Genomic DNA, 15,310 nt, shown 5'->3' with positions numbered 1-15,310 from the left:
ATGATAATGAGTCACAACTCATTTACTGTACACGTATATGTACAGTAAATGAACTTATTCACCGTTTTGCTAATATAGCCTACATTTATTTATTTAATGATGCAACTATCGCATCTGCTAATTTTTCAAGTTCAGCTAAACTATCTTCCTTTACTGCAGACTTCACAGTAACCTTTGGCTCAAGAATCACCGTATTCTTCCAAGTAGAAATTTGTTTTTCCATAAGAAGTTTCGCGGTTGGAACCCATGAACCATTTTCAATTAAACCAACCGTACGATTCGCAAGATTATGATTCTTAATCTCCGATAATAAGTGCTGTACTGTATCAAATATTTCAGCGTTATAAGAAGCTGCCGCAAATACAAGTGTTGAATATTGGAACGCTGTTGATAACATGATAGATAAATCGGTCTTAGATGTATCAAATACCTTCACATTCTTAATACCCTTTTCCGCAAGTTTCATCGCTAAGATATCAGCCGCAAGCGCTGTGTTGTTATATACAGAACCATAGAATATCGCAACCGAGTTTACTTCATAACTATAAGAAGTCCACTTTTCATACAAACTGATAATCTTATCAAAATCCTTACGCCAAATATGCGCATGTAAAGGACAGATCATTTCAATCTCAAGGTTTCGAATCTTCTTTAGTACTGCAGCTGCCTGCATGCCATACTTACCAACAATACATGTATAGTAACGTCTACATTCATCTTTCCAATCATGTTCCCAATCAATTTCATCCGCAAATACATTACCGCTCATTGCGCCAAAACAACCAAATACATCTGCACTAAACAACACCTTCGCAGTTTCATCATATGTCACAATTACTTCTGGCCAATGTACCATTGGAGCAGTTATGAACTTCAAGTTATGCTTACCAAGGCTCAATGTATCATTTTCTTTTACTACGATGGAACGACTATCCGTTTCAAAACGATAGAACTGATTCATCATTTTGAATGCTTGCATGGACCCAATCAGTTTCATATGTGGATACATCTGTACAAGCTGTGGAATAATTGCACAATGATCAGGCTCCATATGATTAACGATCATATAGTCTAATGTTCTACCCTGCAAAGCATACTCCAAGTTATCAAAGAACTGTTGTGCAACATTGTAATCTATTCCATCCACAAGACATGTCTTCTCATCTAAAATCAAATAGCTATTATAAGACATTCCTGCTGGAACACTATACGTATTTTCAAACTTTTCAAGGCGTCGATCTGAGGCACCTAACCAATAAATATCATCTTGAATCTTTCTAACGTTATACATAATCTTTTCTCCCGCCCATTAGTATATATCTATTACGAGTAAAATTAAAATAATACTATCTCATAAAAAAGGTACAGATTCATCTGCACCCTAATTACTTCGTACGAAATCCTGCGATACCAAATGCGCCAGGTCCACCATGAGTTGTAATAACACCACCACATTGTGACCAACGAACCTTTTCAACACCTTGGTTATGAAGATACTCTTCTACTTCTGGTTTTAGCGTTTCATCAAAGCCAACCGTAGTACAGCACCAGACTTCATCCCTAGCAATCGCGTTATTCACAAGGAAGTCATTCATCATCTTGTAGATGACACGATTCATCTTACCTCGATAGTTCTTACCCGCAACTAAGCGACCATCCTTCGCTTCAATACATGGATGTAAAAGCAAAACACCTGCTAATAAAGCCTTCGCATTACTTACTCTGCCACCAGCAACCAAGAACGCTAATGTCTTAGGAATAAAAGACATATGCCCTCTAGCAATCAAGTCTTTGGCAGCACTTACTGCTTCCTCAATACCCCATTCAGGATGTTCACGTAATAGTTCAGCCATACGCACTAATACTTGACCCTGTCCAATCGAATAAAGCTTTGTATCAATTGCCGTAATATAATCACGATTCCCCATTGCAATCTGTGCACAACCGTACGCACAAGTTGTTACAGAAGAATATGCTAGATACAAAATATGTGCTTCAGGGTGATCTTCGTGAATGCGATCGAAGATGTAATCAAAATCTACAATTGTAGAACCACTCGTCTTTGGAATCTTTAGACTCTTTTCAAAATAATCAATGATATTCGATGCCGGAAATGTGCCATCATCTTTTGTTTCACCATTAAAAGTGACATGCATTGGAACGATATAGATACCCTCTTTTTCGGCTATCTCCTTTGGAATATCCGCACCTGATTCAGCTACTAGTACAACCTTCATTAAGCTGTTCTCCTTTATTTAGCATCTATATCATACCAAATAATATTCATAGAGTGTATTTATATGAAATCATTTTGCAATTTTCATTGCGGTCTTTGCATCTTCCAACATTGATTCTAGACGTTGCAATTCGTCCTCAAGCATTTGTTTCCCTGCATCTGTGATAAGATACCACTTCTTACGATTTTCTTCTCTAGTCTTTTCAATAATTTCGTTATCCTCGAATTTTTGCAACATGGCATATAAAGTACCTGGTCCAATCGAAACTCTACCATTCGATATCACACTTACCATCGCCATGATATCAATACCACACACTTCATGTTGTAAACATAGAAGAATATAGAACATTGGTTCTGTTAATGTTTGAAATTGTGTACGTGCCATATCAGTTCACAAGCTTTCTAAGAATGGTATTTATTTGTTGTTGCGTTAGCTCTTGAGAATACTTAAGTTCAATTAGTTGATTACCACAATCCACAACATATACATAGTCACCAAATTCTTTATAAGCAATGGCTGATTTCTGTTTCCAAAATGCGTTTACATCTGTTGCCTTCATACCTGAAGATAAGTATAAATATTGCTTATGAATCAACCAAGGAAAAGATGAATGATAAATCGTATATGATAGTACTTCTTGTGCTGCATCTCCTTGTGCAATTACATACTCCGTCCATTCCACAAATAGACCCTTCTGTTCCGTAAAAGCTCCATGTGTAATCCCTTTATTATCTGCATCAATATCAACAAGTTGTAATGGAAAATCATCTGCTGGTGCCGCCTTAAGATTAGCCTGCTTCTGTCCATACAGCACCATCATGATTACACAGAATATAAATATCGTAATTCCCATAATTGCCATATAACCAGATGAACCATATCTCCTACAAAAAAATTTTTGCAAGCAGAGAAATGCACAATAAACAACAACACCAATCAATGGACTTATCAAAAATCCACAATAGGATTTTAAAAATAGAGTAGAAATAACAATTATAAATACGAAATAAAATAGTGATCTTGGTTGAAAATACATTTGTTTTTTATTTGGATTCCCTAAATATAATTCACCTGTACTTTCATATTTACTACGCAATAATTGATATATTTTCTTATCGTGAAAGTACAGAAAAAATGGTGAAAGTATGAAAAGAAACCAACCAAGTTCAATTGTAAGATTTCTGTATTCCAGAAGTTCAAAAATATTAGGATTGAGTAAAACCGAGTTAATAATATAAATAGCGCATAAAGGTAATAATATTCGAGCAAATTTTAGATCATCTTTCCTTACCGCAAACGCATTATCAAGTTTTTCTTCTTTTGTTGCGATATCTACAGCATCTTCTTTCACTTTATAGAAAATAATCCAGCGTTGATAGGCGTCAATATATTGCCATCCAGCCTCTTTACAATAACCCAAAAAGTCCTCAGAATTTGGATTTAAACCTTGATCTTCCTCTTGTTGCTCGTTAAAGACATACGCATCATACGTAATATCTTTTGGTTCTCCTTTTTCAAATTTTAGTCCAAACCCAAATCCTTTAAAATGGTATCCCTGTAATGACATTTCATGAAGATAACTAGCAAATACATCTGATTCAAAATAATTATAATAGACAAACTTATGAATCATATTCCCTCCACTAATATCGAGTATCGATATTCATCTACCCAGAATATAATATCGAGTATCGATATTGTCAAGTAAAATAAAATCACCCCTAAGCAGAGATGATTTCATCTAATGTAATATCATGTGATTCAACATCAATATGATCAACTTCTTGTTCTTGAAACGCAACACCAATTCTATTTCTACAATCCATTAGAATTGAGTCATAGTACCCTTTCCCATATCCTGTACGATGATTCTCTGAATCATAACTACTTAATGGTACAATCATCATATCAATCTTATCTACAGGAATATGAACAGTCAGCGTTGGTTCCAATAAGCCAAATGGTGCTGGTACTAAGTCATCGTAGGACTTGATTTTGTAAAAGCATAATGTCCTTCCAACTACCTTTGGAGTACATATATCAATATTATGTTCAAAACAATACTTAAGAATTTCCGCTGTGTTTAATTCATCTCTAACAGAAACATAACATCCTATTACCATGCCTGCATGAATCCTCGAAATCACTTCTTGACATACCGCATGACTTTTCTTGTTACGCTCTTTCAAAGACAGTAAAGCACGTGCTTGTAATCCCTTCGCACGTGCAATGTTTTTATCCAACGGATCCACTCATATCCAGTTTCATCAACTGGTTCAACTCTACAGCGTATTCCATCGGCAATTCTCTTGTAAACGGCTCTAAGAATCCCATGATAATCATTTCTGTTGCTTGTTCTTCACTTAAACCACGTGACATCAAATAGAATAGCTGATCTTCAGAAATCTTGGAAACTTTTGCTTCGTGCTCAATTGTCGAAGAGTTATTCATATTTGAGTTTGTAGGAATCGTATCACTCTTAGAAATGTTATCTAAAATTAACGTATCACATTCAATGTGTGCCTTTGAATTTCTAGCAGCTGGGGTAAAGTGTACTTCATCGCGAAAGTTTGTTACACCACCATTACGCGATACTGACTTAGAAATAATTGAAGAGCGTGTATTTGGTGCCGCATGGATCATTTTGGAACCTGTATCTTGGAATTGCCCCTTTGAACCTACACCAATTGAGATACAAAGACCAGTCGCCCCTTCTCCTGCAAGAATGCAGGATGGATATTTCATGGAGATTCTAGAACCGATATTACCATCGATCCATTCCATCGTTCCACCAGCATCCACTCTTGCACGCTTTGTTACTAAGTTTAAGATATTGCCTGACCAGTTCTGTACAGAAGAATAACGACACTTCGCATTCTTGCCTACATATACTTCAACAACTGCCGCATGTAAGGAGTCTTTGGAGTACTGTGGTGCTGTACAGCCTTCTACATAGGAACATTCGGCACCATCATCAACGATGATGATTGTTCTTTCAAACTGTCCCATGGATTCAGAGTTAATACGGAAGTAAGATTGTAAAGGCTTTTCTAACTTAACGCCCTTAGGCACATAAATAAAACTACCACCAGACCATACTGCACTATTCAGTGCAGATAGCTTGTTGTCACCAGCACTAACAATTTTGCCAAAGTACTGTTTAAAAAGTTCTGGTTGTTCTCTTAAAGCAGTGTCAATATCCAAGAAGATAACACCCTTCTCTTCAACTTCCTTTAACATATTGTGATATACAGCTTCTGACTCGTATTGTGTTGTTACACCTGCTAAGAACTTACGTTCTGCTTCAGGAATACCTAATTTTTCAAATGTATTCTTTACTTCTTCAGGAACTTCTTCCCAACTCTTTTCTGTTTCTTGTGAAACTTTACGATAGTAAGTAAAATCTTGGAAATCAATTTCACTTAAATCAGGTCCCCACTTTGGCATAGGCTTCTTCATGAAGATGTGATAAGCCTCTACACGCTTCTCTGTCATCCACTCAGGTTCATGCTTGTATGCAGAAATCTGTCTTACAACTTCCTCTGAAATACCTTTGCCCGTATCGATAATGGACTTAACATCATCATGGAAACCATATTTATAATCATCTTGTGAAGAAAGAACTGCTTCATCTTCTGAAGTTAGCTTAAACTGTTCGCTCATTTCTTATCCTCACTTTCATCAATCATCTGTTCAATCGCATCCCAACCAATGGTTGCACATTTAATACGATTGGCTTGTTTATAAACATTCTTCAATGCAACTGCCTCTTGTAAAACTTCTGGATCATATGGCTGTTCGTGAATCATTGCAAAATAATTCTGAATGATTACACGTGCCTCTTCCACTGTCTTTCCCTTTAACAAGTCCGTCATCATTGAAGTACTCGCTGTTGAAATTGTACAAGCAACACCTTCAAAGCGAATATCCTGAATCACACCATCCTGAATATCAGACTGCACCGTAATATCATCGATACAGCTATCTGAAGCCATATGTACAGATAAGTAACGATCGTCTTTCACCAATTTATGATTATGTGGATATTGATAATGATCCATAATCAATTCCCGTAGTATCTGTGGATCATTAATAAAACTTTCTACTTCACTCATTGTTTGTACTCCTTTAGAAGAAGATGCCTACTGCATTTTCTAAACTGATGTTCCTCGCAACTTCAATAAAACGATCTACTTCTTCTTTTGTATTGTAAAAATATATTGATGCACGAATTGTTTGATCCGTGCCGATTACTTCATGTAAAACCTTGGCACAGTGATTACCAGAGCGTACTGCAATGTGACTAGCACCAAGATAGCCAGCCGCATCCTGTGCAAAGACTCCCTTAGCATTAAATGTGATAGGTCCAGAAGTATTATTTGGGTTATAGAATTCGATGTTGTCTAATTCATTTAACTTTTCAGCAAAGTATGCACGAAGCTCCTTTTCATATGCACTGATATTTTCCATGCCAATAGACATGAGATACTCCGCAGCTGCGCCTAATCCGATGACACCTTCAATATTTGGGGTACCTGCTTCAAACTTAATTGGCGCATTCTTCAAAATGACATCCGCATCTGAAGTAAAGCGTGCATTCATACCACCACCAAGTAATAACGGTTCCATATGGTCTAGTAGTTCATACTTACCATAAAGAACACCTACACCATCTGGTCCACACATCTTATGAGATGAAAAACCCAAGAAATCAATATCGAGCACCTTTACATCGATTGGATGATGTGGAACACTCTGCGCTCCATCCACAACCATCAACGCACCAGCTTCATGTGCTAACGCTGTCATCTGTTGAATCGGCTGTAAAGCGCCCATAACATTAGTAACATGTGCCAGTGTAACGACCTTAACTTGAGCATTTAACAACTTCTTATATTCATCCATGATAACCACACCGTGGTTATCAACTGGAATGTATTGGATTTCAATACCCAATTCTTTTTCCAAACGATACCAAGGTAAAAGATTACTAGCATGTTCATTGAGAGTTGTTAAAACAATATCACCCTTCTTTAGCCAACCCTTACCTAGTCCATAGGCTAGCTGATTCAATGTCGCAGTAATATTGGCAGTGAACGCTACTTCACGAGGCTCGCAATTGATGAGTCTAGCAATAATCTTACGTGTATTGTCATACGCACGATCAGCTTTGATTGCTGTTTCATAATCCCCACGTTCAACATTAGAAGTAAAGTTACAATAAAAATTACAAATAGCATCAATTACAGCCTTAGGCTTATATGTTGTCGCACCATTGTCAAAATAAATTAACTCAGGATGATTTACAATCATTGGAAAATCTTGACGAATCTTTCCTACATCGATCATAAGTTTGCTAACTTCGCCTCCATTTCTGCACGGAGCTCTTGTTGGAGTGCTTCATCACTCAAAAATTGAGTGATTGGATACATATAACCAGAACTAATCAAAGACGTACATTGACGTTGGGTTAGACCACGTGATTGTAAATAGTACAACTGTTCGCGATCAATTCTACCAATTGTTAAAGTATGGCTAGCCTGAACATCATTTTCATCAATTAATAATTCAGGAATAACTGTTGAACTTTGTCCATCATCAAAGCACATGACACGTGACTTCTGATGACTTTCCGAACGAGAAGAACCCTTAACAATCTTACCAATCGCATCGATAAATAACTTACCACCCTTTAGTACAACCGCGAAGTTATCAATATTCGCTAATGTACGTTGGGCAAAATTCACAACATTCTGCGTATAGTTTTTATCTGATGCAACCAGTGATGAGGATACAAGATGACCATATGCACCCGGTTCTCTTAAAGCCATATATGTATTACGCTTAACTGGATATGGATTCACTTCACAATGAGCAACCTCAACATTCGCATTGCGTAGGACTTCATGTGTCTCGTCAATCTCAAACATATGCTCGTTGTCATTCCAGAACAGATATTTAACTTGTGCATCAGCGTAAGCAAATGTACGAATACGTAATTTACCGCAGTTTTTGATACGTACAAATACTTCATATTCGCCCGCATCCGCACTGAAAGTTAATTCAATATCGCGCTCAGTATCAATTTCAAATTGACTGAAAGAATCACGTAATTGAATATCTGTATCGACATGAATCATTTCCATTGCTTTTTAGCCTCTGCTTCTGCGGCAGTGCGAACAGCACAAGTACCAATCGTGCTTGCTGAACGACGAGCAACCTTCTTTTCACGAGGTGCTCCAATACCATATTCAGCGTAAATCCAGTCATAGCCTTCCATATCAATCTTACGAGCTAATTGACCATCACCTTCAAGCACAACTTTTCCATCTACAAGTACGTGTGTATATTGAGGTTCAATAAGTTCAAAGAAACGATCATAGTGAGAAACAATCATTAATGACATGCCTGTTTCTGCTCGTAGATTATTGATGGCATTTGCTACGATGTGCATCGCATCAACGTCTAGACCTGAATCAATTTCATCTAACATTGCAAGAGATGGGCGTAACATCTCCATCTGTACAATTTCATTTCTCTTCTTTTCGCCACCAGAGAAACCTTCATTTAAGAAACGATGGGCAAGATCTTCTTTCATTTGTAAATCTTGGATTGTCTTTTCCATAGATTTAATAAATGTAAATAATGGAACGGGAGACTCACGACGTACGTTCATCGCAGCACGTAAAAAATCACTGTTTGTAACACCTGGAATCTCTTGAGGATATTGCATTGCCAAGAATAAACCAGCAACACTTCTCTCATTTACAGGCATCGCTAATACATCTTTTCCATCATATGTAATCGAGCCTTTTGTTACGGTATATACAGGATTACCCATAATAGCCGCAAGTAATGTAGACTTGCCATTACCATTTGGTCCCATTAAGGCGTGTACCTCATTTTCACCAATTGTGAGGTTAACACCCTTTAAAATTTCTTTATCTTCCACTGATACGTGGAGATCTCTAATCTCTAAAGTTTTCACACAATCACCTTCATTCCGCTACTTATTGTAACATCATCTTTCAAATTCTAGGGATTATACTATCTCACTTGTGAAAATTTCTTGTTTTGTGATTCTTCACACAAACTTCAGTTTACGAAAATTGCAATTAAAGCGCATTTACACTATAATTAAAAAGCGTTTTTACGTATAAAACTTTAGGAGGTATTATGGGCAAATTCTTGAAAAAGAACTGGTTTGTAATGTTAGTGGTAGCAGTCTTCCTCACTATCAGTGTGTATTACATTTACGATACAAACAAAGGCAAATTAAAAGGTAAACAAACAAACGGAGAAGATGTCGTTTATTCTATTGATGACAACGATACAACTGCTTCTGAATTCTATGAAACACTATTTAGAACAAATGGTTCAAGTGCTCAATTGACATTGTTCAAACGTGCAATCGCAGATGCTAGTATTTCTACAACAAACGAAATCAAAGACGCAGCTGCAAAGCAAGCTGAATCCATTATCGCTAACTACAAGAACTCATATGGTAATAACTATGAGGCAAAGTTACTCAGCGATATGTCATCAACTGGCTATACAGATTTAGAAGAATACTTAATTCAACAGCAGAAAGTGAATCAGTTAACAGCTGAATACGCAAAACAACATTTCGATGAATTAAAGATTCGTCAAGTATCTTACATCTTGGTCAAGTTTACAGATAGAAACAACCCTACTGCTGAACCTACAGAAGATGAAGCAGCTAGAATGAAGGCTGTTGATGATGAATTAGCAGCTGGCGATGATTTCGCCACAGTGGCTTCCAAGCACAGTGAAGATACATCAACATCTGTTAACGGTGGTGTATTAGGTGTTATTGATAAGAACACATCTACATTAGATGCTGCATTCTTAGAAGCTTCCCTCGCCCTCAATGAAGGTGAAGTAAGTAAGTGGGTACGTTCTTCTAACTTCGGTTACTTCAAGATTATTGCTAATGCAACAACACAAGCTAAGCTTGAAGAAGTTGCTGGAGATAATCCTTACTTAACATTAGTTCAAAATTACGATACAACTCTTTCAAACCAGGCTCTATGGGCAAAAGCTGAAGAATTAGGTATTGATTTCAAGGGTAATGATGAACTTGAAAACTCAATTAAGAAAGCTATGGGTATTAAGACAGAAAGTGAGGAAACAAAATAATGACAAAGTTTAAAAAACTTACGGCCGTTGTTTGTACTACTATCCTCTTATCTGGATTAACTGGATGTAGTGATGCAGTAGCAAAATTAAAAGATAGTAACGAAGTACTCTTCTCCATTGGTAAGAAGAATATTACTAAGGGTGATGTATTCACATTAATGAAGCAAAATGCCGGTGCTACTACTGCAGTTAATGAAGCAAGTAAAGCAATCGCTGTAGCAGAAATTGAAGTTACAGATAAGATGAAAAAAGAAGCAGAAGAAAGCCTTGCAAACTATAAGTCTATGTATGGTGATACATTTGCTTCCTATATGAAGAACAACAATCTAGATGAAGAATCATACCTGAAGGAATACCTTATCCCTTCTCTTCAAGCCAAGGAACTAACAAAGAAGTATATCGATGAGAACTTTGATTCTCTAGTAGATACATATAAGCCAGTAAAGGCTACAGTCTTAACTTTCACTGCACAAGCAGATGCAGATGCAGCGTTAGCTGACTTAAAAGGTGGCAACACTGATTATGCTGCAGTATCTACAGCACACAACGGAACAGGTACTCCTGTATCACAGATTTATACAACAGAATCATCTGACTTAGATGCATTAGTACGTACTATCATCACTTCAAACTCACCAAGCGATCCTTGGACAGAGTCACCTGCAAGTGATGGTGCAAAGTTCTATGTCATCAAGGTTGATGAGAATGATGCTTCAAAGATGAAGGATGATGTAGATACAATTCTACAGAAGATTAAGCAGGTTTCTGCAGACGCATCAACATACTTCTTCAAGAAGCATAACTTCCACATCTATGACAAGACTATCTACGATTCCGTTAAGGACAAATATCCGGATATTCTAGTACAAGATATGAAATAAAAGTCGCAAAATCATGCGACTTTTTTTACAATATAGATATACAGAAATGAGAGGAAATTAGAATGTGTATATTTTGCGATATTATCGATCATAAGATTCCATCAAAGGTCGTCTATGAAGATGACAATGTTTTAGCAATACTTGATATCTCACAAGTAACCTACGGTCATACAATTGTGATGCCGAAGAAACATGTAGCAAACATTTTAGAGGCAGATACAGAAACTGTAAAACAATGTGCTGAAGTTATCTCTAACCTATCTAAGAAAATTGTACATGCCACAAAAGCTGCAGGATGTAATATCCTAAATAACTGTGGTGAGGTTGCAGGACAAACAGTGCATCACCTACACTTCCACATTATTCCACGCTACAGCGTAGATGATGCATGTCAATTCATATTCAACAAATCCAAACCACAAGACTTAGAGGGAGTACTAAAAACGATCAAAGGGGCCTAATGGAGACTGTTGAAAAAGTATCAGTCATAAACGAGATTTAATCAAATTGTTTACAAATCAGAATGAAAACAGGTATATTCACAAATTTCAGAAAAAAATTGAGGTATATACCTGTTTTTGTTTGGTTTTTATCAATATATTTTTGCTTATCTATCTTTTTTCAGCTTCAATATTCTTTTTAAATTCACCACAAAAATGGTGACACCTGCCTGAAGCATCATCCCGTTCATTCCTGCATATATAGTATGTGCATATCCATGTTCTTTTTTCAGCTCAGCATTTTTAGCTTCTATTTTGTAACGTTCACCAGCCAGTTCCTGATAATATTCTGTCTGTTGCTTATCCTGATGGTCCTGATGAATTTTACTCATCTTTACTGTGATGTTATATGTTTTGCTTTTCTGATTTTCTTTATATCCACATTTCTCTCTCAGCGGGCATTGAATACATTTTTTTACATCGAAAAAGTAGGATTCACGCTGTGGCTTATTTGGATCTTTCACACCAGTTTTAGATTTATGAATTGCCATATGTCCTGCTGGGCATACATACATTTTTGCGTCTTTATTGTAGCTGAATTCTCCGTCAAGGGCGTTTTTTCTGTTCCCGGATGATACTGTTTTGCTTAGCTTCGATACAAGGTTGATTTCATTTTCATTTGCATACTCTATATTTTCCTTTTCAGAATATGCTCCATCTCCGACAATATTGTCAACATCTATTCCGTTAGCTTCCGTCTTGTCTACTAAAGATGCAAGTTCCTTTCCATCGTGCTTCTCTCCAGAAGTGACAGCAGCAGCTGTAATAATTCTTTCTGGAGTCATTGCGATATGTGTCTTATACCCAAAGAATTCTGTGTCTGCAGTTTTGTGCCCCGTCTTGGCATCACTGTCCTTAGAGTAGGTCAGCTCTTCATTTACATCATCCAGCGTTTCACGGAGAAGATTCATATTTTCCTGTATGTACTTATATGCCTTTAAACTGTTATCACCATCAACCAACTTATATACTTTTTCGCAGTAATCAACTACTTCTTCATACAGCCCGATTCTGTTGTTGTCCGGTTTCTTAGGCATCTGTTTCACATATTCTTCATTTACGCTGTATACTTTCTTTCTGAGATTTTTACAAACTTCAAGAAGGTATTCTCGTGCACTTTTTGTTCCATATCTGGCTTCTGTATGCGTGGAATCAACAATAATTGTTTTAGACAGTTTGATTCCGTTCTCCATCGCTATCTGTACGCTCTTTGAAATCAGGGCATCTATGACGGATTCATCTTTCAGGCGCAGTTTTCTGAACTTGGTAAGACTTGAAAATTCAATTACATCTTCTTCGGGTGCAAGACCAAGAAAATATTTGAATGCCATGTCTGTACGGGCTCTTTCTACAACATCTCTGTCAGAAAGCTCATACATTCGCTTAAGCATAAGATATTTGAACATGACCTGTGGCCTGTAGCCTGGTCTGCCGTTGCTGGAAGTATATGTGTGTTTCAGAAGATCGTCTACAAAGCTGAAATCCACGAGCTCATTCAGCTGCCGGAGCTCGTGATCTTTTGGAATGATCATGCCGTAAAGATCGATATAGGGACTGAGAATCATACCTTCCTGCTTGATCATAAGTTATTCTCGCTGCGATTCATTTCATTTCTCAGTGCTTTTTTTATGATCTCAGATTTAGATGTTTTGGATTTGTCCAGCCATGAAACAATATCTTTATCCTTATCAAGATTAAACCATACAGTTACTCTTGTCATCTTGCTTTTCTGGTAATCCATATCATATTTGGCTTTGTCATTTTTAGATCTCATAGTCCTTACCTCACAGCTATATTATAGCATAACTAGCCGCTAGTTTGAAGTATTTAAATGAAAACCTCACTGTTTTTTGTGAGGTTTTAATTGAAGGACTTTTTCAGCAGTCTCCCCTAAGAGCCTTTTAACATACTACTTGTTATATGTATTATCGTTGTGCTTCACTTGAACATCATGTGCTCCGCCTTCTACGATAGAAGTTGCAGATACAAGCGTTAGTTTCGCCTTATCTTGTAATTCAGGAATTGTTAATGCACCACAGTTGCACATTGTGGACTTAATCTTAAGCACTGTCATTGCGACATTATCCTTTAAGGAACCAGCATACGGAACATAAGAATCTACACCTTCTTCAAAGGATAACTTCTTACCTTGTCCTAAATCATAACGAGCCCAGTTACGTGCACGGGCAGAACCTTCTCCCCAGTATTCCTTCACAGTATTGCCATTTACAACCAACTTTTCACCTGGAGCTTCTTCAAATCTTGAGAAGTAACGTCCTAACATAACAAAGTCAGCGCCCATCGCTAAAGCTAATGTAATGTGATAATCATAAACAATACCACCATCAGAACAGATTGGAACATAAATACCTGTTTTTTCAAAGTATTCATCGCGAGCCTTCGCAACATCAATGACTGCAGTAGCTTGACCACGACCGATACCCTTTGTTTCACGAGTGATACAGATAGAACCACCACCGATACCGATCTTAATAAAATCAGCACCAGCCTCTGCTAAGTATCTAAAACCTTCCGCATCAACAACATTACCAGCACCTACCTTAAGGTTATCGCCATAGTGTTGACGAATCCACTTAATTGTTTCTGCTTGCCATATTGAATATCCTTCAGATGAGTCAATAACAACACAATCTACACCAGCAGCTACCAATGCAGGAATACGTTCAGCGTAGTCACGTGAGTTAATACCAGCACCAACTAATAAACGCTTTTCACTATCTAGCAACTCATTTGGATGTTCCTTATGGGAATCATAGTCTTTGCGGAATACGAGATATTGAAGATGATCATTTTCATCCACGACAGGAAGTGTATTTAACTTATTATCCCAAATAAGATCATTCGCGGATGATAATGTTGTATTAGGTCCGCCCACAATTAGATTCTCACGTGGTGTCATATAATCCTTGACAAGTTCATTACCAGTCATACGTGATATGCGATAATCACGTGAAGTAAGGAGACCCATTAACTTACCGTTAGGTGTTCCATCCTCAGTGACTGCGATTGTAGAATGTCCTGTCTCTTCAATTAAAGCGTAAACTTCAGTAAATTTTGTATTTGGTTTCACATTTGAATCACTGACAACAAAACCCGCCTTATGATTCTTAACTCTAGCAACCATCGCTGCTTGACTTTCAATTGGTTGTGAACCGAAGATGAATGCCATTCCACCTTCTTTCGCAAGTGCAATACCTAAACGATCTCCAGATACAGACTGCATGACTGCACTAATCATTGGAATATTTAAAGAAATCGCTGGTTCTTCACCTTTTTTAAAGCGAACAAGTGGTGTTTTTAATGAAACGTTGGCTGGAATATTTTCTGGTCCAGTAAATCCTGGTACGAGTAAATATTCACTAAAAGTATGTGAAGGTTCATCATAGTAGTATGCCATTAACGTAATTCCTCCCTCTTATAATTTTACTAATTATATCAATTAATAAAGTTATGTAAATAATTCCGAACAAATATTCCAAAAAAACTTACAAATATGCATGAAATATGA

At 37.1% G+C, this 15,310-nt stretch carries 16 protein-coding genes; 3 read left to right on the top strand and 13 right to left on the bottom strand.

Going from position 1 to position 15,310, the window contains the following annotated elements; genetic code table 11:
• Window positions 1-85: 85 nt before the first annotated feature.
• From RGT18_RS06520 to sufC, 10 genes are all read right to left on the bottom strand, one after another.
• The gene (locus RGT18_RS06520; protein WP_028078458.1) at window positions 86-1,291 is read right to left on the bottom strand and encodes an FprA family A-type flavoprotein; all 1,206 of its coding nucleotides are present in this window, start codon (window positions 1,289-1,291) and stop codon (window positions 86-88) included.
• A 94-nt stretch (window positions 1,292-1,385) separates the two neighbouring features.
• Window positions 1,386-2,237 carry a DegV family protein gene (locus RGT18_RS06515; protein WP_028078459.1) on the bottom strand — a complete coding sequence of 284 codons (852 nt, stop codon included), beginning with the start codon at window positions 2,235-2,237 and terminating at the stop codon, window positions 1,386-1,388.
• A 69-nt stretch (window positions 2,238-2,306) separates the two neighbouring features.
• Complete coding sequence (locus RGT18_RS06510) at window positions 2,307-2,624, bottom strand: PadR family transcriptional regulator (RefSeq protein WP_028078460.1); 318 nt, start codon at window positions 2,622-2,624, stop codon at window positions 2,307-2,309.
• A gap of 1 nt (window position 2,625) precedes the next feature.
• On the bottom strand, window positions 2,626-3,873 hold the full coding sequence (locus RGT18_RS06505) for a DUF2812 domain-containing protein (protein ID WP_028078461.1): 1,248 nt from the start codon (window positions 3,871-3,873) through the stop codon (window positions 2,626-2,628).
• A gap of 88 nt (window positions 3,874-3,961) precedes the next feature.
• Window positions 3,962-4,483 (bottom strand): 5-formyltetrahydrofolate cyclo-ligase, encoded by a 522-nt coding sequence (locus RGT18_RS06500; RefSeq protein ID WP_028078462.1) that lies wholly within the window; start codon window positions 4,481-4,483, stop codon window positions 3,962-3,964.
• Window positions 4,476-5,903, bottom strand: a complete 1,428-nt coding sequence (gene sufB, locus RGT18_RS06495; RefSeq protein ID WP_028078463.1) for a Fe-S cluster assembly protein SufB — start codon at window positions 5,901-5,903, stop codon at window positions 4,476-4,478. The genes RGT18_RS06500 and sufB overlap by 8 nt, the downstream gene beginning before the upstream one ends.
• Window positions 5,900-6,355, bottom strand: coding sequence for a Fe-S cluster assembly sulfur transfer protein SufU (gene sufU / locus RGT18_RS06490; RefSeq protein ID WP_037404138.1), 456 nt, complete (start codon window positions 6,353-6,355; stop codon window positions 5,900-5,902). The genes sufB and sufU overlap by 4 nt, the downstream gene beginning before the upstream one ends.
• A 13-nt stretch (window positions 6,356-6,368) precedes the next feature.
• Window positions 6,369-7,589: an aminotransferase class V-fold PLP-dependent enzyme gene (locus RGT18_RS06485; protein WP_028078465.1), complete on the bottom strand. Its 1,221-nt coding sequence runs from the start codon at window positions 7,587-7,589 to the stop codon at window positions 6,369-6,371.
• Window positions 7,586-8,386 (bottom strand): SufB/SufD family protein, encoded by an 801-nt coding sequence (locus RGT18_RS06480; RefSeq protein ID WP_028078466.1) that lies wholly within the window; start codon window positions 8,384-8,386, stop codon window positions 7,586-7,588. The genes RGT18_RS06485 and RGT18_RS06480 overlap by 4 nt, the downstream gene beginning before the upstream one ends.
• Window positions 8,377-9,228, bottom strand: a complete 852-nt coding sequence (gene sufC / locus RGT18_RS06475) for a Fe-S cluster assembly ATPase SufC (protein WP_028078467.1) — start codon at window positions 9,226-9,228, stop codon at window positions 8,377-8,379. Before sufC ends, RGT18_RS06480 begins: the two co-directional genes overlap by 10 nt.
• 188 nt (window positions 9,229-9,416) lie before the next feature.
• On the opposite strand from sufC, the gene RGT18_RS06470 reads away from it, so the two are divergent.
• The 3 genes from RGT18_RS06470 to RGT18_RS06460 all read left to right on the top strand — a co-directional run bounded on the left by RGT18_RS06470 (window position 9,417) and on the right by RGT18_RS06460 (window position 11,742).
• Entirely contained in the window at window positions 9,417-10,400 is a 984-nt protein-coding gene (locus tag RGT18_RS06470; protein WP_006526359.1) for a peptidylprolyl isomerase, read from the top strand.
• A complete protein-coding gene (locus RGT18_RS06465; RefSeq protein WP_028078468.1) occupies window positions 10,400-11,281 on the top strand; it encodes a peptidylprolyl isomerase PrsA family protein in 882 nt (293 codons plus the stop codon). Before RGT18_RS06470 ends, RGT18_RS06465 begins: the two co-directional genes overlap by 1 nt.
• Window positions 11,282-11,343: 62 nt before the next feature.
• The gene (locus RGT18_RS06460) at window positions 11,344-11,742 is read left to right on the top strand and encodes an HIT family protein (RefSeq protein ID WP_028078469.1); all 399 of its coding nucleotides are present in this window, start codon (window positions 11,344-11,346) and stop codon (window positions 11,740-11,742) included.
• A 146-nt stretch (window positions 11,743-11,888) separates the two neighbouring features.
• Here RGT18_RS06460 and RGT18_RS06455 read toward each other — a convergent pair whose 3' ends face one another.
• From RGT18_RS06455 to RGT18_RS06445, 3 genes are all read right to left on the bottom strand, one after another.
• Window positions 11,889-13,364 carry an IS1182 family transposase gene (locus tag RGT18_RS06455; RefSeq protein ID WP_028078919.1) on the bottom strand — a complete coding sequence of 492 codons (1,476 nt, stop codon included), beginning with the start codon at window positions 13,362-13,364 and terminating at the stop codon, window positions 11,889-11,891.
• The gene (locus tag RGT18_RS06450; RefSeq protein ID WP_028078414.1) at window positions 13,361-13,555 is read right to left on the bottom strand and encodes a hypothetical protein; all 195 of its coding nucleotides are present in this window, start codon (window positions 13,553-13,555) and stop codon (window positions 13,361-13,363) included. Before RGT18_RS06450 ends, RGT18_RS06455 begins: the two co-directional genes overlap by 4 nt.
• Before the next feature lie 135 nt (window positions 13,556-13,690).
• Entirely contained in the window at window positions 13,691-15,199 is a 1,509-nt protein-coding gene (locus RGT18_RS06445; protein ID WP_028078413.1) for an IMP dehydrogenase, read from the bottom strand.
• Between the last annotated feature and the right edge of the window lie 111 nt (window positions 15,200-15,310).

The sequence above is a fragment of the Solobacterium moorei genome (genome assembly GCF_036323475.1).
In the GTDB taxonomy this organism is placed as follows: Bacteria; Bacillota_I; Bacilli_A; order Erysipelotrichales; family Erysipelotrichaceae; genus Bulleidia; species Bulleidia moorei.
Note: the sequence above shows the minus strand (reverse complement) of the source record. Positions and strands in the feature narration are given on the sequence as shown.

Bases quoted from the DNA above. Each gene is read 5' to 3' on its own strand.
- RGT18_RS06520 (WP_028078458.1), bottom strand. From the start codon at position 1,291: ATGTATAACGTTAGAAAGATTCAAGATGATATTTATTGGTTAGGTGCC.
- RGT18_RS06515 (WP_028078459.1), bottom strand. From the start codon at position 2,237: ATGAAGGTTGTACTAGTAGCTGAATCAGGTGCGGATATTCCAAAGGAG.
- RGT18_RS06510 (WP_028078460.1), bottom strand. From the start codon at position 2,624: ATGGCACGTACACAATTTCAAACATTAACAGAACCAATGTTCTATATT.
- RGT18_RS06505 (WP_028078461.1), bottom strand. From the start codon at position 3,873: ATGATTCATAAGTTTGTCTATTATAATTATTTTGAATCAGATGTATTT.
- sufB (WP_028078463.1), bottom strand. From the start codon at position 5,903: ATGAGCGAACAGTTTAAGCTAACTTCAGAAGATGAAGCAGTTCTTTCT.
- sufU (WP_037404138.1), bottom strand. From the start codon at position 6,355: ATGAGTGAAGTAGAAAGTTTTATTAATGATCCACAGATACTACGGGAA.
- RGT18_RS06485 (WP_028078465.1), bottom strand. From the start codon at position 7,589: ATGATCGATGTAGGAAAGATTCGTCAAGATTTTCCAATGATTGTAAAT.
- RGT18_RS06480 (WP_028078466.1), bottom strand. From the start codon at position 8,386: ATGGAAATGATTCATGTCGATACAGATATTCAATTACGTGATTCTTTC.
- RGT18_RS06470 (WP_006526359.1), top strand. From the start codon at position 9,417: ATGGGCAAATTCTTGAAAAAGAACTGGTTTGTAATGTTAGTGGTAGCA.
- RGT18_RS06465 (WP_028078468.1), top strand. From the start codon at position 10,400: ATGACAAAGTTTAAAAAACTTACGGCCGTTGTTTGTACTACTATCCTC.
- RGT18_RS06460 (WP_028078469.1), top strand. From the start codon at position 11,344: ATGTGTATATTTTGCGATATTATCGATCATAAGATTCCATCAAAGGTC.
- RGT18_RS06455 (WP_028078919.1), bottom strand. From the start codon at position 13,364: ATGATCAAGCAGGAAGGTATGATTCTCAGTCCCTATATCGATCTTTAC.
- RGT18_RS06450 (WP_028078414.1), bottom strand. From the start codon at position 13,555: ATGAGATCTAAAAATGACAAAGCCAAATATGATATGGATTACCAGAAA.
- RGT18_RS06445 (WP_028078413.1), bottom strand. From the start codon at position 15,199: ATGGCATACTACTATGATGAACCTTCACATACTTTTAGTGAATATTTA.